Genomic DNA, 15,787 nt, shown 5'->3' on the forward strand with positions numbered 1-15,787 from the left:
ATGTTGTTGCGCGAGATTCCCCGATGCGCGATTGCGCATCTTAGGTTCGCGCCCCGGAATGACGGACTACTCCACCGCCGCGTACACCCCGTTGCGCACCAGCGAGCGGGTATATTCGCGCTGGCCCGGGCCCTGCATCATGAAGACCGCGATCAGGTCTTCGCTCGGATCGATCCAGAAGAATGTGCCGGCCATGCCGCTCCAGAAGTACTGGCCGACCGAGCCGGAGAACGGCGCGATGCCCTGCTGCATGCGCACGGCGAAGCCGAGGCCAAAACTGTGGCCGGGCGACACCAACGTGCCCTGGATTGCCACGCCGGCGCCGAGGTGATCGGAGGCCATGAATTCGAGCGTCTTGCGGCCGATGATCCTGGTGCCGTCGAGCGAGCCGCCGTTCAGCAGCATCTGCGCGAAGCGGGCATAGTCCATCGTGGTCGAAACCAGGCCGCCGCCGCCGGATTCCATCGCCGGCTTCTCCAGCATGTTGAACAGCTGCACCTTCTCGTTGGTCCAGGGATCGTTGGCAAAGGCCTCGGCGAGGCGGCCGGCATTGGCTTCCCCGGTGTGGAAGGCGGTCTCGGTCATCTGCAGCGGCGAGAGGATGTGCTCAGTGAGGTACGCGCCGAGCGTCTTGCCGCTGACGACCTCGATGATGCGGCCGAGTATGTCGGTGGAGCGGCTGTAGTTCCACTCGGCGCCGGGCTGGCAAACCAGCGGCATGCCGGCGAGCATGGTGGCGTGCTCGGCATTGGTGATCTTGCGGCTGCGCAGCCGCGACTGCTGGTAGAGCTGCTGCACCGGGCCGTTGCCGGTGTGGTCATAAGTAAGCCCAGACGTGTGGCGAAGCAGGTCCTGGATCGTCATCTGCCGCTGCACGGGTACCAGCTCGAGCTTGCCGTTGTTGTCGACGCCGACCTTGGTCTCGGCGAATTCGGGGATGAACTTCGCGACGGGGTCGTTGAGCAGGAAGTGGCCGTCCTCCAGCAGCTGCATGATGCCGATCGAGGCGATCGGCTTGGTCATCGAGAAGATGCGGAAGATCGTGTCATGCGCCATCGGCGCCGAGGCGGTCGGGCTTTGCCGGCCGATCGCGTCGAACCAGCCGATCTGGCCGCGCCGCGCCACCAGCACCGTCACGCCAGGCACGGTTCCCTTGTCGACCTCGCGGCGGAAGGTGTCGGACATCGCCTGCAGCCGCGCGCTCGACAATCCGATCGATTCGGGCTTGGCGAGGGGAAGAGAGGGGGTGGTCGGGCTGGCGGCGTGCTTGGTGGCGGTTTGGGCGTTCATGGTCTCTCCCTGGTTCTTGATTCTTGCGGCGAGGTGCCGACACGGGGTGATCGCCGAAGTCTGGCGCAGAAGTTTTGCAATGAACAGAAGCTTCACCGCTTCGCCCTTGCAAACCGGCCATGCCCTGTGCTTGAAACGGCGCGAACCGGCGGCGACGCCGGTTCCCTGCAGGAGTGTAGCTCAATTGGTAGAGCACCGGTCTCCAAAACCGGGGGTCGCAGGTTCGAGCCCTGCCACTCCTGCCAGCCTTTTCCCAATCATTTTAATGTCTTGGCCGAGGTCCCGGACCCCGGCCATGATCATGTTTGCCTACTTGATCAGCGGGCAGCCGCCGTCCTTCAGCGGCCGGAACGCCTGGTCGCCGGGCACTTCGGCGAGCACCTTGTAGTAATCCCACGGCGCCTTCGATTCCTCGGGCTTCTTGACCTCGAACAGGAACATCGAGTGCACCATGCGGCCGTCCTCGCGCACCACGCCGTTGTCGGTGAAGGCGTCGCGGACCGGGGTCGCGCGCATCTTGGCCAGCACCGGCCTGGTCTCCTTGGTGCCGGCGGCCTTCACCGCGTTGAGGTAGTGCAGGGTGGCGCTGTAGGTCGCGGCCTGGTTCATCGTCGGCATCCGCTTCATGCGCTCGAAGAAGCGCTTGCCGAAGGCGCGGGTGCGGTCGTTGAGGTCCCAGTAGTAGGCCTCGGTGATGATCAGGCCCTGCGCGAGCTTGAGCCCGAGGCTGTGGATATCCGAGATGAACATCACGATGCCGGCGAGGTTCTGGCCGCCCGCGACGATGCCGAATTCGGAGGCCTGCTTGATGGTGTTGATGGTGTCGGCGCCGCCATTGGCCATGCCAATGATCTTGGCCTTCGAGGCCTGCGCCTGCAGCAGGAAGGACGAGAAGTCCGGCGTGTTGAGCGGATGCCGCGCACTGCCGAGCACCTTGCCGCCGGCGGCGCGGACCACGTCGCCGGTGTCGCGTTCGATCGAATGACCGAACAGATAGTCGGCGGTGATGAAGAACCAGGTATCGCCGCCGTTCTTCACGATCGCGCTGCCGACGGTGTGGGCGTTGGCGTAGGTGTCGTAAGTCCAGTGCAGCGTGTAGGGCGAGCAGGACTTGCCGGTGATGTCGGAGCTCGCCGCATCCGTCACGATCATGATCTTCTCGAACTGCTTCGACATCTCCATGCCGGCGAGCGCGGTCGCCGAGGTCGGCATGTCGATGATCATGTCGACATTCTCGGCCTCGTACCATTTGCGGGTGATGGTGGCGGCGACGTCGGCCTTGTTGAGGGCGTCGGCGGTGACGAGCTCGATCGGCTTGCCGAACATCGACCCGCCGAACTCCTCGATCGCCATCTTGGTGGCCTCGACATTGCCGGCGCCGCCGATGTCCGAATAGACCGACTGGAAATCCGTGAGCACGCCGATCTTGAGCGGCGCCTGCTGGGCGAGCGCCGGCCCTGCCAGCACAGCCGCGATCAGGCCGGCGGCGGACAGACTCGTGACGATGGATTTCATGATGGTGTGCCTCCCCGAGGTGCTCTTATCAGTTTGTCCGACAAAGCTAGATTTGCCTGGTTCCGGTGTCAATTCCGCCCGCCTGGGTGCGACAATCAGGCTGGATATCGCTCATTTGACGCCCCAAAGGCCTTCGCCTATCCTTTGTCCGACAAACGACAATCGGGAGCCCCGGGGAGCTGAAGATGCCCACCACGCCGCTGTTCCGGCGCATCGATGTCGCGCCGGCCTATCAGAAGGTCGCCGACGCGATCGAACGCGAGATCATCAACGGGCGGATCAAGCCGGGCGAGCCGATCGGCACCGAGCAGCAGCTGGTTGCGCAGTTCGGCGTCAACCGCTCGACGGTGCGCGAAGGCATTCGCGTGCTCGAGGAGGGCGGACTGATCCGCCGCGATTCCAGCCGCCGGCTGCAGGCCTGCCTGCCGCGCTACAACAAGCTCGCGACGCGACTGTCCCGCGCGCTGATCCTGCACGAGGTGACGTTCCGCGAATTGTTCGAGACCTCGATGACGCTGGAGGTCGCGAGCGTCGAGGGCGCGGTGGAGCGCGCGACCGAGGAGAACATCGCCGAGCTCGCCGGCAATCTCGAGCGCAGCGCAGCTGTCGTTGGCAATCCCGCTGCGCTTGCCGAGCTCGATGCGGAATTCCATGTGCTGATGGCCAAGGCCTCGCAGAACCGCGTGCTGCAGCTGGCGCGCGAGCCCGCCGCGCAACTGTTCTTTCCGACCACCGAGATGATCGTGGGCGGCGTGCCTGAGGGCGGCGCGCGGCTGGTCGAGGCGCACCATCATCTGCTCGACGCGATCAAGCGGCGCGACAAGGAGGCCGGCGTGCTGTGGACGCGGCGGCACCTGCAGGACTGGCGGCGCGGTTTCGAGAAGATCGCCTCGCTCGATCGCTCGGTCGAGCACACCTACATGGAACACGCTTACGCCGCGCGGCAATAGCGACGGCGCGGCCGAGACAAGACAAAGACAACGACAACAAGCACATTCGGGAGGGACAAATGAGCGGAGACATCGCAGCAACCATCCAGCGCGCCCGCGAGCACAGCATCGGCGATCTGCTGCGCCGGTCGGCGAAGCGCTACCCCGGCAAGACCGCGCTGATCTGCGGCGCGGTGAGCTGGAGCTTTGCGGAGATGGACGCGATCTGCAATCGGCTCGGCCGCGGCTTGCTCGCGCTCGGCGTTGCGAAGGGCGATCGCGTCGCGGTGCTGTCGCGCAACTCGCACGGCTTCGCCGCGCTACGCTTTGCGGTGGCCCGGATCGGCGCCATCCTGGTGCCGATCAACTTCATGCTCAATCCGGACGAGATCAATTTCATCCTCGCCAATTCCGGCGCCAGGCTGCTCGCGGTCGGCCCCGATTTCGTGGAGACGGCGCACGCTGCGGCCGCCAAGGGCTCGGCGGTCGAGACCCTGGTCTGGCTGCCCGGCGAGGATCCGGCCACCGCGCCCAACGGCATCACGACGTTCGACAGCCTGTTGCACAGCGACGCGTCGGCGCCGGAGGCGTCGGTGGACAGCCTCGATCCCGCGCAGATCATCTACACCAGCGGCACCGAGTCGCTGCCGAAGGGCGCGATCCTCACCCACGAAGCCGTCATGTGGCAGTATGTCAGCTGCATCATCGACGGCGGCATGGCGACGGACGACACGGTGCTGCACGCGCTGCCGCTCTATCACTGTGCGCAGCTCGACGTCTTTCTGGGGCCCGCGATCTATCTCGGCGCCACCAGCCTCATTACCGGCAAGCCGGTGCCTGACAATGTCCTGGCGCTGATCGCGGCCCACAAGATCAATTCGTTCTTCGCTCCGCCGACGATCTGGATCGCGATGCTGCGCTCGGGCGCGTTCGACCGCACCGACCTGTCGACCCTGCGCAAGGGCTATTACGGCGCTTCGATCATGCCGGTCGAGGTGCTGCTCGAGTTGCAGCGCCGGCTGCCCGACGTGAAGTTCTGGAATTTCTACGGCCAGACCGAGATCGCACCGCTCGCGACCGTGCTGTCGCCGGAGGACCAGCTGCCGAAGGCCGGCTCGGCCGGCAAGCCCGCGATCAATGTCGAGACGCGGGTGGTCAGGCCTGATATGACCGACGTCGGGGTGGGGGAGGTCGGCGAGATCGTGCATCGCTCGCCGCATCTGTTGTCAGGCTATTACAACGATCCGGTCAAGACTGCGGCCGCGTTCGCCGGCGGCTGGTTTCATTCCGGCGATCTCGCGACCATCGATGCCGACGGCTACATCACCGTCGTCGATCGCGTGAAGGACATGATCAAGAGCGGCGGCGAGAATGTCGCGAGCCGCGAGGTCGAGGAGATGATCTACCGGTTGCCTTCGGTGTCGGAGGTCGCGGTGGTCGGGCTGCCTGATCCGCGCTGGATCGAGGCGGTGACCGCGATCGTCGTGGTCAAGGCCGGCCAGAGCCTCGATGCCGACGCCGTCATCAAGCATTGCGCGGCGTCGATGGCCCATTTCAAGGTGCCGAAGCAGGTCATCTTCGTGGATGCCTTGCCGAAGAATCCGAGCGGCAAGCTGCTCAAGCGCGAGCTGCGCCAGCGCTATCTCGGCGGCGCCACGCTCGACCAGGCGGTGCAGAAGAGCTTCGCCGGCTAGGCTGTCTATTGGCCAGCTGTCGCCGGCGCCTTGTCCGACCATTCCGGCGGCAAGCCGAGCTTGCCGGCGGCCATTCCGGCCAGGCCGGGATTGCGGCCGAACGCCTCGCAGGCCGCGTATTTCGGCTTGCCGCCGAGCGTTGCGCCAATCTTGTCGAACGACGGCAGCTCCGGCGCCTTTCCGAATGGCGTGCTGCCGGTGACGACGAGCTTGCTGAAGTCGTCGCTGAAGGAAGGGGCGAGATCGTAGGCGTCACCGGCGCTCGAGACCATCGGCGAGTTGGTGAACGAATTCGCCCCGCGGGCCCAGATCATCGCCGCCTGCTGGCGGCTGGCCTGATCGCGCACCTCGGCTTCGACGGTCAGGCTGCCAAGCCCGACTGGCAACCGCGGCACCGGCACCGGCACGCCTGCGCCGAGCGCGCTCGGCAGGAAGCTGACCACCTTGGAAGTGCCCGCCGCGACCTCGTCGGTGGGCGCCGCCTGGGTGACAAGCGCGTGCACGGACAGATCCGCAGGCTGATCGGCACCAACGACCTGAAGCCGCTCGCTTAGGCCGACGCACAGCGAACGATCGATCGCGTTGGCCACCAGGTGCCGCTGCTCCTGGGACAGCGTCGGCGACGCTGCCTGCGAGAAGGTCGTCGGGACGATCCGCACCGTCTTCGCAGCGAGGACCTCGTCCTTGTTGACGCGAACCAGCGATTTCGCCAGCACGCCGTCGGACGGCGTGAGATTGTCGTAGGATGCCAGTGACCCGCCCCGCGTCATCGGTGCGCTGGCACAGCCCGACAACAACGCCACCACAACCGCAGCGCCCGGCAGAAATTCGATTCTCATGTACCCCTCGAACGACCGCTCACCCCACGAACGATCGCACGTCACGATAGGGCAGGGCCGCCCGGGTCGGGATTAAGAGATATTAAGTCAGATGTAGCTCGCGAAACCGCGCGACCTATTTGAGCCACATTTGGCCGTGCAGGCTTAACAAAACGCTATATTTGCGCACTGCGCATCCGGGGCCGAGGCCTCTAAAATGCCGTGATGCAAATCCTGGAATACGACCTCGTGGCTTTCCCCGTCACCAACGCACGCATCCTCTGCGTCGAGGACGATGCCGATATCGCGCGCATGCTGGCCGAGGTGCTTGAGGACAACGGCTTCAGGCCGGTGCTGGTCGGCTCGGCCGTGGAGATGGATGCGCTGCTCAAGCGCGAGAGCTTTGATCTCGTCGTACTCGACGTGATGCTGCCGGGCGAGGATGGGCTGAGCATCTGCCGGCGCCTGCGCATGTCGTCTTCGATTCCGATCATCATGGTCACCGCGCGCGGCGAGGACATCGACCGCATCCTCGGCCTCGAGCTCGGTGCCGACGACTACGTCACCAAGCCGTTCAATTCGCGCGAACTGGTCGCCCGCATCCGGGCGCTGCTGCGCCGCGTCGAGAGCGGCGCCACGTCGCGGTCACGGCCGCGTCCGCTGACCTTTGCCGGATGGCGCATCAACCCCACCACCCGTGAGCTGCATGACCCCGCGGGCGTCCGGATCACGCTGACCGGTGCCGAGTTCGATCTGCTGCTGGCGTTCTGCCGCAATCCTGGGCAGGTGCTGTCACGCGAGCAATTGATCGAGCAGGCCTTCGGCGGCCTGATCGCCTCAGTCGAGCGCAGCGTCGACGTTCATATCAGCCGCATCAGGCAGAAGATCGAACCGGATCCGAAGGACCGCTCGATGATCAAGACGGTGCGGCTCGGCGGCTACCTCTTCACACCTGCGGTCGAGCAGATATGATGGGATGGGCGCAGCGGCTGATGCCGCGCAGCGTCGCTGCGCAACTCATGAGCCTCGTCGCGCTCTCGGAACTGATCGGCATCACGCTCGCGGCGGTGACCATCATTTTTCTGTTCGATTCTCCCTCGATCACCGACACGCAGAAGTTTCTTGCCGGGCGGGTCGCGGAGCTCACGCAGCTTGTGCGTTCCACGAAGACGCCGGCAGACGCGGATGAACTGCTGGCCGCAGCCAGGCGCGGCGGTCTCGACGTCAGGCGCGTCGCCTTGGGCGAACTGGTGCCTCGAACAGCCGCAGAGACGCGGTCGTTTTCCATGCGAGCGTTCCGGCAACTGGCTGCCGAGCCCGGAATTGAATTAATGGAGGATCTGCGCCATCCCGCAGGCTCGTCGTCACAGGTGATCGTGAGACTCGACGATGGCCACGCGCTGATGGCCGACGTTGCGGTCAAAGGCGGCCTTTGGTCTACTTTGCTCCGCCCGCTGGCCGGGGGGACGATCATCGTGCTGATCTCGATGCTGCTGCTGTCGGTCTATGCGGTGCGTTGGGTGATCGCGCCGCTGGCCGACGTCGCGCGTGCCGCGACCTCGTTCGGCCGCTCGCCGCGGGCTCCCGAGGTGCTGCGCCGGCGCGGTCCGCTCGAGATCGCCCAGGTCGCCGACGCGCTGAACGACATGCGCACGCGTATCGCAGCGCTGCTCGACGACCGCACCCGCATGCTCGCCGCCATCAGTCATGACCTGCGGACGCCGCTGACCCGGCTCAGGCTGCGTACCGAGCGCGTCGGCGACGACACCCTGCGCCCGGCGATGCTGGGCGATATCGCCAAGATGACGCGCATGATCAACGAGACCCTGGAGTATCTGCGCGAGGATGCCCGCTCGGAGGCGGCGTTGTTCATCGACCTGCCGAGCTTCCTGCAGACCATCTGTTCGGACTTCGCCGACATGGGCCACGCGGTATCCTATGCTGGGCCGGCGCGTCTGCCTTATGCCTGCCGGCCCCGCGCGCTGTCGCGCGCCGTCACCAATATCGTGGAGAATGCGGTCAAGCACGGCAGCAAGGTCGTGGTGACGCTTCGCCCCATGGAGGCCGGCCACATCGAGATCGAGGTGGCGGACGACGGTCCAGGCATCCCACCTGCGCTGCACGACAAGGTATTCGAGCCCTTCTTCAAGGCCGACAGCGCCCGGCATGAGGGGGGCTTCGGGCTGGGGCTATCGATCGCGCAGGATATCGCCAAGCGCCATGGCGGCAGCATCGCGTTGAGGCTGCGGGAGCCGAGCGGACTGCTCGTATCGATGCTGCTGCCGCCAAAACCCGGCCTGGCCTAGAGGGGCGAGACGAACGACGCTGATCGCGCCAGGACGCCAGGGGATCGCAGGGCGCCGGCTAAGCCCTTGATTTGGAGAGACCAATGCCCGATCTGCCCGAACCGGGCGGGAGCCGGACCCGACCCCGCCGACCTTGACGTTTGGCCGGTCTCGCAGTAGATACTCGCCACTCGCAGCCGGCCCGCTTTGATGGCGGATATCCGGCGCGGCCTAATTCCCCGAACATTCGAGCTCGTTTATCGGCTCAACCTTCCAAACGAGGGCTGGGTCCGCAAGGTCGGCTGTTCGGATTCCTTGAAACGTTGCAATCGTCCGGAGACGGACGCGGATCTCACGATGGCTTTCAGCCCGTTCAAATTCCTGCAGGAAGTGCGCTCGGAGACCGCCAAGGTCACCTGGCCGACGCGCCGCGAGACGACCATCACCACCATCATGGTGTTCGTGATGGTGGCGCTGGCCTCGGTCTTCTTCTTCGCCGCAGATCAGATCATCCGCTATCTGATTACCCTGATACTGGGCATCCACTGATGAGCATGGGAACTCAATTGATGGACAAGCGCTGGTACATCGTCCACGCCTATTCGAACTTCGAGAAGAAGGTTCAGGAATCGATCCGCGAGCAGGCCAAGCAGCGTGGGCTGGAAGAACTGTTCGAGCAGATTCTAGTGCCGACCGAGAAGGTCACAGAGGTGCGCCGCGGCCGCAAGATCGACGCCGAGCGCAAGTTCTTCCCGGGCTATGTGCTGGTGAAGATGAAGCTGACCGACGAGGCGTTCCATCTAATCAAGAACACCCCGAAGGTGACCGGCTTCCTCGGCGCGGAAAACAAGCCGATGCCGATCTCGGAAGCGGAGGCGATGCGGATCCTGCACCAGGTGCAGGAGGGCGTGGAGCGTCCGAAGGCGTCGGTGTCGTTCGAGATCGGGGAGAACGTACGCGTGGCCGACGGCCCGTTCGCTTCGTTCTCCGGCGTGGTGGAAGAAATCGACGAGGCGCGCTCGCGCGTCAAGGTCGCGGTGTCGATCTTCGGCCGCGCGACGCCCGTGGAACTGGAATTCGGTCAGGTCGAAAAGGTGGTCTGACCGGACGGCGCGGGGTATATGCCTCGCGTCAAGTCGAGAGGCCGTGGGAGGGAGGAGGCGGTCGCCAGCCCCTTCAACCGAACCACGGAACCTGAAACCGCCGGCACGTCCGGCACAACAGGAGTGATAAATGGCAAAGAAAGTGACCGGATACCTGAAGCTTCAGGTCCCGGCCGGTGCGGCGAATCCTTCGCCCCCGATCGGCCCCGCGCTTGGTCAGCGCGGTCTCAACATCATGGAGTTCTGCAAGGCGTTCAACGCGCAGACCCAGAAGGAAGAGAAGAACACCCCGATCCCGGTGATCATCACCATCTATGCGGACCGGTCCTTCACCTTCGAGATGAAGACCCCTCCGATGTCCTACTTCCTCAAGCAGGCCGCCAAGATCCAGTCCGGATCGAAGGCGCCGGGCCGTGACAAGGCCGGCCAGGTGACCAAGGCGCAAGTGCGCGAGATCGCCGAGAAGAAGATGAAGGACTTGAATTGCGACACCATCGAATCGGCCATGAAGATGGTCGAGGGCTCTGCCCGTTCGATGGGTCTGGAAGTTGCGGGGTAACGGGCCATGTCAATCGGAAAGCGTTTGAAGAAGGCCCGCGAGGGCGTCGATCGCGAGAAGCTCTATCCGCTCGCGGATGCCATCAAGATGGTCAAGGAGCGCGCCAAGTCGAAGTTCGACGAGACGATCGAGATCGCGATCAATCTCGGCGTCGACCCGCGCCACGCCGACCAGATGGTCCGCGGCGTCGTCAACCTGCCGAACGGAACCGGCCGTACGCTTCGTGTCGGCGTGTTCGCGCGCGGCGCCAAGGCTGAGGAAGCCAAGGCCGCCGGTGCCGACGTCGTCGGTGCGGAAGACCTGGTCGAGAAGGTGCAGGGCGGCGCGATCGATTTCGATCGTTGTATCGCCACGCCCGACATGATGCCCCTGGTCGGCCGCCTCGGTAAGGTGCTCGGTCCGCGCGGCATGATGCCGAACCCGAAGATCGGCACCGTGACCATGGACGTCACCAACGCCGTGAAGGGCGCCAAGGGCGGCTCGGTCGAGTTCCGCGTCGAGAAGGCGGGCATCGTGCAGGCCGGCATCGGCAAGGCCTCGTTCTCCGAGGACAAGCTGGTCGAGAACGTCAAGGCGCTCGCGGACGCGGTCTCCAAGGCGAAGCCGGCGGGCTCCAAGGGCACCTACATCCAGCGCGTGGCGGTTTCCTCCACCATGGGCCCGGGCGTGAAGGTCGAGCCGGGCACAATCCTCGGCTGAGGTCTCTGGCCGTGACGAGATAAAGAGGGGCGGGACCGGGCAACCGGTTCCGCCCTTTGTTTTGCCAAAGCGTTTTCGAGCGAAGTGGCTACCGGTTCGCGTGAAGAAAACGCGCCAAGACAAGATCTGAAGCCTCTCGCAAGAAAGAACAACAATGCCCGATAAGGTCCTGGTCTATTCACGCTTTCCCAAGGCCCAGCTGATCCGCTTCGGCGAGCGCTATGAGCTGCTGAACGCGGCGGGCAAGCGATTGGATGAAGCGTTCCCGGCGGCCGAGCTCGCCGATATCCGCGCCATGATCACCGCGGGCGGCACGGCGCTCGGCACGGAGGCCATGGACATGCTGCCGAAGCTCGGCGCAATCGTCTGCTACGGCACCGGTTATGACGGCGTCGATCTCGCCGCGGCCGCCAGGCGCGGCATCGCGGTCGGCCACAGCCCGGGGGCCAATGCGGCCTCCGTCGCCGACACGGCGGTGACCTTGATGCTGGCGTCGGTGCGGCGGCTGCTGGTGGCTGACAATTACGTGCGGAGCGGCGACTGGGCCGGTGCAAAGCCGTCGCCGATGATGCGGCCGCAGGCCGGCATGCGCGGCCGCAAGGTCGGCGTCTACGGCATGGGCGAGATCGGCCGCAAGATCGCCGCCCGCGTCGCGGCCTTCGAGACCGAGGTCGGCTATTTCAGCCGCTCGAAGCAGGACGTGCCCTATCAATACTTTCCGACGCTGGAGGCGCTCGCCGATTGGTGCTGCGTGCTGCTGGTGGCCGTCCGCGCCGGCGCCGAGACCGAGCATGCGGTCAATGCCGACATCCTGCGCCGGCTCGGCAGCGACGGGTTCGTCGTCAACATCGCGCGCGGCTCGGTCATCGACGAGAAGGCGCTGGTCGCAGCGTTGACCGACGGCGTGATCGCCGGTGCCGGCCTCGACGTGTTCGCGAGGGAGCCGCATGGGCCCGATGCGCTGACGGCGTTGCCGAACGTGGTGCTGTCGCCGCATCTCGGCGGCCACACGCTGGAATCGCACGTCGCCATGCAGGATTGCGTGCTGGCCAATCTCGACGCGTTCTTTGCCGGCAAGCCGCTCGCCTATCCGGTGGCGACGGCGGCCTGACCGGAGCTTCAGCTCCGGCGCGGCGCGTGGCGCAGCTTGTCCGGGTTGCGGACGATGTAGATCGCCGCGATCCGGCCGGTCTCGCCGTCGATCGCCATGCTCAATGTGTGGTCGACTTCGCCATCGAGGAAGATCAGCGCGCCCGCGCTGCCATTGACCATCATCGGTTCGACGCGAACCTCGCTGCCGGCGTTCTTGCCGGCGATGCCGATGATGAAGCGGACGATCTTCTCTGCCCCCTTGATCGGCTTCAGCGCCGCCAGCTTGCGGCCGCCGCCGTCGGTGATCGCGATGGCATCCTCGCGCAGCAGGTTGGCGAGGGCGGAGACGTCGCCGCTGGCCGCGGCCTTGCAGAATGCCGTCAGCAGCCGTGCGTGGCCTTCGGGCGGCTCGGCGGGAACAGGGCGGTTGTCGCGGACCGATCGGCGGGCGCGCGCGGCGAGCTGCCGGCAGGCCGCCTCGCTGCGCTCGAGGGTGCGGGCGACTTCCGCGAACGGCCGGTCGAACACGTCGTGCAGCAGGAACGCGGCGCGCTCGAGCGGCGTCAGGGCGTCGAGCGCCAGCATCAGCGCGAAGGAGAGATCGTCGGCGAGTTCGGTCGCCGCCTCGGCCGACAGCGCCTCGTCGAACACCGGCTCGGGCAACCAGGCACCGACATAGACCTCGCGCTGGGCGCGGGCGCTCTTCAGCCGGTCGAGACAAAGCCGGGTCACCACCGTGACGAGGAACGCCTCGGGATTGCGGACGTCGTCGACCGCGGCGAACCGCAGCCAGGCGTCCTGGACCACATCGTCGGCATCGCCGCGGCTGCCGAGCATGCGATAGGCAAGCCCGGTCAGCCGCGCCCGATACGGCGCCAGCGGGTCGCGCTCAGGCCGCCTGCTTGATGACATCGATCTGATGGCCGGCCACGGTCACGCGGCGACACTCCCTGGCATATCCCAGCGCCAGCTTCATCATGGGGAAGATCCGGCCGATTTGTAGGGCCATGGCGAGGTCGATCACGCCTTTTTCGCCCCAGCGCGCGCGAACGGCGTCGCGGCAGGCGTCATCGTCGGTCGAGCGCTGCACGATGGCGTCGGCGAAGTGGAAGCCGAGCGCGGTGTCCGCGGTCATGGCGGCAACGTCACGACGGAGCACGGCGGTGACCTGCTGTTCCGCCATTCCGGCTCCGATCGCCATGTCGGCGACTAGTTGCGCACAGGGACCGCAATCTTCCGCCAGGGCGCCGGTCAGCTTGGCAGCATAGAAGGCCTCAACCGGCGCGACCGCGCGGTAGGCGGCGGCCTTCATCGCGCCGGCGAATTTGAAGAACGCGGCGGGCGATTCCTTCAGCATGATCTCGAGATAGGTGGTGTCGTAGCCGTAGCGCCTGGAATAGGCGCGCAGCATGCGGCGCGCGATGAAGCTACGCATGTCGTTCTCCTTGATTTGGCAGGGCGGAATAGAGGGCGAGCGCCGCGGGCAGGACGACCGCCACCAGATCGGATGCGGCATGGCGGTCGTGGCCGCCGGCGATCATCACGAGATGCAGCAGGCCGTGGCCGGCCAGGAACGCGGCGCCCGCGACCGCTGCCGGCCACCAGGCCGGCCACAAGGCTCGCGCGGCCAGGCCGAGCCCGGCCGCGATGAAGGCAATGCCGACGTCCTGGACCAAATGAGGGTTGAACGGACCGGTATCGGCGGCGCCGGGCACCAGCTGCCACCAGAGGGAACCGGCCGACAGCATCACCAGCCCATTGGCGAGGTTGAAGAGGGCGAGAATTCCTGCAATCCATCGTTTCATGCGAGCCTCCAGCGCCCAGACGAGCGGCGGCATTGGAGCGTGACGCCGTCCGGGAAGAAATTTTTCGCTGGGCCGGGCAGGTCGCCGAACTGGTCTGAAATTTGCTCTTGGCAAGCAGGGCAGGACCGGCTACATAGCGCCTTCCGGGCGTGCTGGCACTTGCTGGCATGTCCGTGCTCGCAATCCGAAAACCTGAGATGATAGGAGATCATTCCTTTCCGCATGCCCGCAAGGATGCTCGAAAGGAAGGAGACCCATCGCCTTCAGAGGAATGAGAGCAGGGGCCTTCAGCGTGCTGAAGTGCCTCGATCCTGTCCAAGACTGCAGGCGCCCGCGAGAACTTCGTGTTTTCAACGGCTTAATCGCATGGCCTGCATAGACGGGTGAAGACCGGATTTTGCACTCCACGTCGCGATCAGTTCGCGGCCGGGAGGCTGGTTTGGTTCGAACCTCGACAGCCCATGGCCGCAAGGCTTGGGAGGGCAGGCTTCTAGATGTCGTCTTGCCCGGCATGTCCGAAGGGTCTTGCGCCCCAAGGATCAGGTTTAGGGCGGGACGATGGGTGCAACCCGGCGGTCCTGCCTTCGCGGAAAGGCCGCCAACCGGAAAGAGCTTGCTGTGGAACGAGCGGCAAAAAAAGAGTCGGTCGAACAACTTAACGAGGTCTTCAAGACCACGTCGGTTGCGATCGTTGCTCACTATTCCGGCCTCACCGTGGCCCAGATGCAGAAGCTGCGCATGCAGATGAAGCAGGCGGGTGCGTCGGTGAAGGTCTCGAAGAACCGTCTCGCCAAAATTGCTCTTGAAGGCACTGACGTCGCTGCCATCGGCTCCCTGCTGAAGGGACCGACCGTGATCGCTACTTCGAACGATCCGGTTGCGGCGCCAAAGGTTGCCATCGAATTCGCCAAGGCGAACGAGAAGTTCGTCATCCTCGGCGGCTCGATGGGTAAAACCGTCCTGAATGTCGACAGCGTGAAGGCGCTTGCCTCACTGCCGTCGCTCGACGAACTGCGCGGCAAGATCGTTGGCCTCCTCGTGGCGCCGGCGACCAAGCTTGCTCAGCTCTCCAACGCGCCCGCGGCCAAGCTCGCACGCGTCATTCAGGCTCATGCCTCAAAGGGCGAAGCGGCCTGACCCTTCGCTAATCTCAAACCTGGTTCGAACCAAACGTTTAAGGAACTGAACAATGGCTGACTTGCAGAAAATCGTCGACGACCTCTCGAGCCTCACCGTGCTCGAAGCGGCCGAACTCGCCAAGCTCCTCGAAGAAAAGTGGGGCGTGTCCGCCGCTGCCGCCGTTGCGGTTGCCGGCCCGGCTGCTGGTGGTGGCGGTGCCGCTGCTCCGGCTGAAGAGAAGACCGACTTCACCGTCGTGCTGGCTGGGGCCGGCGACAAGAAGATCGAAGTCATCAAGGAAGTCCGCGCCATCACCGGCCTGGGCCTGAAGGAAGCCAAGGACCTCGTCGAAGGCGCTCCGAAGCCCGTCAAGGAAGGCGTCAACAAGGAAGAAGCCGACAAGATCAAGGCCCAGCTCGAGAAGGCTGGCGCCAAGGTCGAGCTCAAGTAATGCGCGATCCGGGAGCGCCGCAGGGCGCTCCCGGGCCATGCAAACGGCGTGCGACAGGTTGTCGCGTGGCACGCCGGACACAAAAAAGTGTGGGGATCCGTGGACTTAACCCTCGAATCTCCTTTATTGCCATCCCATATCGGGTTGGCAGCGGAAAAACACGGTAGGCGGCGGGGACGGCAGGGTCTTCGGCGGAAGCCGTTGGGAGACAGTCAGATTTCGGGCTTTTTCAGTCCGTAAAGCGGAGCGTTTGGACGAGCGGGTGCAGTGATGCGCCCCGCGCGTTGTTTTGCGTTTTGGAGGTGGTCGGGGCCGGGACGGGGATTTAATTCCTGACTTTGCGCTTCGTTCCTTCGAGACGATTCGAAATTCAACCCGGGGCCGATGGCAGTCGCTCCCGGAAGGTTCGCCCCACAAAGGCGACGAAA

17 protein-coding genes and 1 tRNA gene are annotated in these 15,787 nt (G+C 65.1%); 12 read left to right on the forward strand and 6 right to left on the reverse strand.

All coding sequences use genetic code 11. From position 1 onward, the window contains the following. Positions 1 to 66: 66 nt before the first annotated feature. Positions 67 to 1,290, reverse strand: coding sequence for a serine hydrolase (locus J2R78_RS32750; RefSeq protein ID WP_253608199.1), 1,224 nt, complete (start codon positions 1,288 to 1,290; stop codon positions 67 to 69). A 169-nt stretch (positions 1,291 to 1,459) separates the two neighbouring features. On the opposite strand from J2R78_RS32750, the gene J2R78_RS32755 reads away from it, so the two are divergent. Next, positions 1,460 to 1,535: transfer RNA gene (locus tag J2R78_RS32755), tRNA-Trp, on the forward strand. A gap of 64 nt (positions 1,536 to 1,599) precedes the next feature. On the opposite strand, the gene J2R78_RS32760 is transcribed toward J2R78_RS32755, so the two are convergent. Then, the gene (locus tag J2R78_RS32760) at positions 1,600 to 2,805 is read right to left on the reverse strand and encodes an ABC transporter substrate-binding protein (protein ID WP_253608200.1); all 1,206 of its coding nucleotides are present in this window, start codon (positions 2,803 to 2,805) and stop codon (positions 1,600 to 1,602) included. 185 nt (positions 2,806 to 2,990) lie between these two features. On the opposite strand from J2R78_RS32760, the gene J2R78_RS32765 reads away from it, so the two are divergent. Together J2R78_RS32765 and J2R78_RS32770 are read left to right on the forward strand one after the other, a co-directional pair. Beyond that, the gene (locus J2R78_RS32765; protein ID WP_018272155.1) at positions 2,991 to 3,755 is read left to right on the forward strand and encodes a FadR/GntR family transcriptional regulator; all 765 of its coding nucleotides are present in this window, start codon (positions 2,991 to 2,993) and stop codon (positions 3,753 to 3,755) included. A 59-nt stretch (positions 3,756 to 3,814) separates the two neighbouring features. After that, complete coding sequence (locus J2R78_RS32770; RefSeq protein WP_253608202.1) at positions 3,815 to 5,428, forward strand: acyl-CoA synthetase; 1,614 nt, start codon at positions 3,815 to 3,817, stop codon at positions 5,426 to 5,428. Between the two features lie 5 nt (positions 5,429 to 5,433). On the opposite strand, the gene J2R78_RS32775 is transcribed toward J2R78_RS32770, so the two are convergent. Continuing rightward, complete coding sequence (locus J2R78_RS32775; protein ID WP_253608204.1) at positions 5,434 to 6,267, reverse strand: DUF3313 domain-containing protein; 834 nt, start codon at positions 6,265 to 6,267, stop codon at positions 5,434 to 5,436. Between the two features lie 204 nt (positions 6,268 to 6,471). On the opposite strand from J2R78_RS32775, the gene J2R78_RS32780 reads away from it, so the two are divergent. From J2R78_RS32780 to J2R78_RS32810, 7 genes are all read left to right on the forward strand, one after another. Then, positions 6,472 to 7,218, forward strand: coding sequence for a response regulator (locus tag J2R78_RS32780; protein ID WP_057019557.1), 747 nt, complete (start codon positions 6,472 to 6,474; stop codon positions 7,216 to 7,218). A 20-nt stretch (positions 7,219 to 7,238) separates the two neighbouring features. Then, positions 7,239 to 8,552: an ATP-binding protein gene (locus J2R78_RS32785; protein WP_253608205.1), complete on the forward strand. Its 1,314-nt coding sequence runs from the start codon at positions 7,239 to 7,241 to the stop codon at positions 8,550 to 8,552. Between the two features lie 336 nt (positions 8,553 to 8,888). After that, a complete protein-coding gene (gene secE / locus J2R78_RS32790) occupies positions 8,889 to 9,080 on the forward strand; it encodes a preprotein translocase subunit SecE (protein WP_028335448.1) in 192 nt (63 codons plus the stop codon). A gap of 20 nt (positions 9,081 to 9,100) precedes the next feature. Beyond that, positions 9,101 to 9,634, forward strand: coding sequence for a transcription termination/antitermination protein NusG (gene nusG, locus J2R78_RS32795; RefSeq protein WP_021081670.1), 534 nt, complete (start codon positions 9,101 to 9,103; stop codon positions 9,632 to 9,634). Between the two features lie 130 nt (positions 9,635 to 9,764). Beyond that, positions 9,765 to 10,193, forward strand: coding sequence for a 50S ribosomal protein L11 (gene rplK / locus J2R78_RS32800; RefSeq protein WP_016840552.1), 429 nt, complete (start codon positions 9,765 to 9,767; stop codon positions 10,191 to 10,193). Positions 10,194 to 10,199: 6 nt separating this feature from the next. Further along, positions 10,200 to 10,892: a 50S ribosomal protein L1 gene (gene rplA, locus J2R78_RS32805; protein WP_018272150.1), complete on the forward strand. Its 693-nt coding sequence runs from the start codon at positions 10,200 to 10,202 to the stop codon at positions 10,890 to 10,892. A gap of 154 nt (positions 10,893 to 11,046) precedes the next feature. After that, a complete protein-coding gene (locus J2R78_RS32810) occupies positions 11,047 to 12,003 on the forward strand; it encodes a 2-hydroxyacid dehydrogenase (protein ID WP_253608208.1) in 957 nt (318 codons plus the stop codon). Between the two features lie 8 nt (positions 12,004 to 12,011). Here the strand turns inward: J2R78_RS32810 and sigJ are convergent, their stop codons facing one another. The 3 genes from sigJ to J2R78_RS32825 are packed head-to-tail and all read right to left on the reverse strand — an operon-like array spanning position 12,012 to position 13,789. Beyond that, positions 12,012 to 12,896 carry an RNA polymerase sigma factor SigJ gene (sigJ, locus tag J2R78_RS32815; protein ID WP_253608210.1) on the reverse strand — a complete coding sequence of 295 codons (885 nt, stop codon included), beginning with the start codon at positions 12,894 to 12,896 and terminating at the stop codon, positions 12,012 to 12,014. Continuing rightward, complete coding sequence (locus tag J2R78_RS32820; RefSeq protein ID WP_253608211.1) at positions 12,874 to 13,419, reverse strand: hypothetical protein; 546 nt, start codon at positions 13,417 to 13,419, stop codon at positions 12,874 to 12,876. Before J2R78_RS32820 ends, sigJ begins: the two co-directional genes overlap by 23 nt. Beyond that, positions 13,412 to 13,789 (reverse strand): hypothetical protein, encoded by a 378-nt coding sequence (locus tag J2R78_RS32825; RefSeq protein ID WP_253608212.1) that lies wholly within the window; start codon positions 13,787 to 13,789, stop codon positions 13,412 to 13,414. The genes J2R78_RS32820 and J2R78_RS32825 overlap by 8 nt, the downstream gene beginning before the upstream one ends. Before the next feature lie 618 nt (positions 13,790 to 14,407). Here J2R78_RS32825 and rplJ point away from each other — a divergent pair. After that, positions 14,408 to 14,926: a 50S ribosomal protein L10 gene (rplJ, locus tag J2R78_RS32830; protein ID WP_028335452.1), complete on the forward strand. Its 519-nt coding sequence runs from the start codon at positions 14,408 to 14,410 to the stop codon at positions 14,924 to 14,926. A gap of 52 nt (positions 14,927 to 14,978) precedes the next feature. After that, entirely contained in the window at positions 14,979 to 15,359 is a 381-nt protein-coding gene (rplL, locus tag J2R78_RS32835; protein WP_028335453.1) for a 50S ribosomal protein L7/L12, read from the forward strand. The last annotated feature ends 428 nt before the right edge of the window (positions 15,360 to 15,787 follow it).

It is taken from the genome of Bradyrhizobium sp. USDA 4538 (assembly GCF_024171045.1).
Taxonomy (GTDB): Bacteria; Pseudomonadota; Alphaproteobacteria; order Rhizobiales; family Xanthobacteraceae; genus Bradyrhizobium; species Bradyrhizobium australafricanum.

What these genes read in the sequence shown, in the direction of transcription:
- J2R78_RS32820 (WP_253608211.1), bottom strand. Translation starts at nt 13,419, where the DNA reads ATGCGTAGCTTCATCGCGCGCCGCATGCTGCGCGCCTATTCCAGGCGC.
- sigJ (WP_253608210.1), bottom strand. Translation starts at nt 12,896, where the DNA reads ATGTCATCAAGCAGGCGGCCTGAGCGCGACCCGCTGGCGCCGTATCGG.
- J2R78_RS32810 (WP_253608208.1), top strand. Translation starts at nt 11,047, where the DNA reads ATGCCCGATAAGGTCCTGGTCTATTCACGCTTTCCCAAGGCCCAGCTG.
- J2R78_RS32780 (WP_057019557.1), top strand. Translation starts at nt 6,472, where the DNA reads ATGCAAATCCTGGAATACGACCTCGTGGCTTTCCCCGTCACCAACGCA.
- secE (WP_028335448.1), top strand. Translation starts at nt 8,889, where the DNA reads ATGGCTTTCAGCCCGTTCAAATTCCTGCAGGAAGTGCGCTCGGAGACC.
- rplK (WP_016840552.1), top strand. Translation starts at nt 9,765, where the DNA reads ATGGCAAAGAAAGTGACCGGATACCTGAAGCTTCAGGTCCCGGCCGGT.
- J2R78_RS32750 (WP_253608199.1), bottom strand. Translation starts at nt 1,290, where the DNA reads ATGAACGCCCAAACCGCCACCAAGCACGCCGCCAGCCCGACCACCCCC.
- rplL (WP_028335453.1), top strand. Translation starts at nt 14,979, where the DNA reads ATGGCTGACTTGCAGAAAATCGTCGACGACCTCTCGAGCCTCACCGTG.
- J2R78_RS32770 (WP_253608202.1), top strand. Translation starts at nt 3,815, where the DNA reads ATGAGCGGAGACATCGCAGCAACCATCCAGCGCGCCCGCGAGCACAGC.
- J2R78_RS32825 (WP_253608212.1), bottom strand. Translation starts at nt 13,789, where the DNA reads ATGAAACGATGGATTGCAGGAATTCTCGCCCTCTTCAACCTCGCCAAT.
- J2R78_RS32760 (WP_253608200.1), bottom strand. Translation starts at nt 2,805, where the DNA reads ATGAAATCCATCGTCACGAGTCTGTCCGCCGCCGGCCTGATCGCGGCT.
- J2R78_RS32765 (WP_018272155.1), top strand. Translation starts at nt 2,991, where the DNA reads ATGCCCACCACGCCGCTGTTCCGGCGCATCGATGTCGCGCCGGCCTAT.
- J2R78_RS32775 (WP_253608204.1), bottom strand. Translation starts at nt 6,267, where the DNA reads ATGAGAATCGAATTTCTGCCGGGCGCTGCGGTTGTGGTGGCGTTGTTG.
- nusG (WP_021081670.1), top strand. Translation starts at nt 9,101, where the DNA reads ATGGACAAGCGCTGGTACATCGTCCACGCCTATTCGAACTTCGAGAAG.
- J2R78_RS32785 (WP_253608205.1), top strand. Translation starts at nt 7,239, where the DNA reads ATGCCGCGCAGCGTCGCTGCGCAACTCATGAGCCTCGTCGCGCTCTCG.
- rplA (WP_018272150.1), top strand. Translation starts at nt 10,200, where the DNA reads ATGTCAATCGGAAAGCGTTTGAAGAAGGCCCGCGAGGGCGTCGATCGC.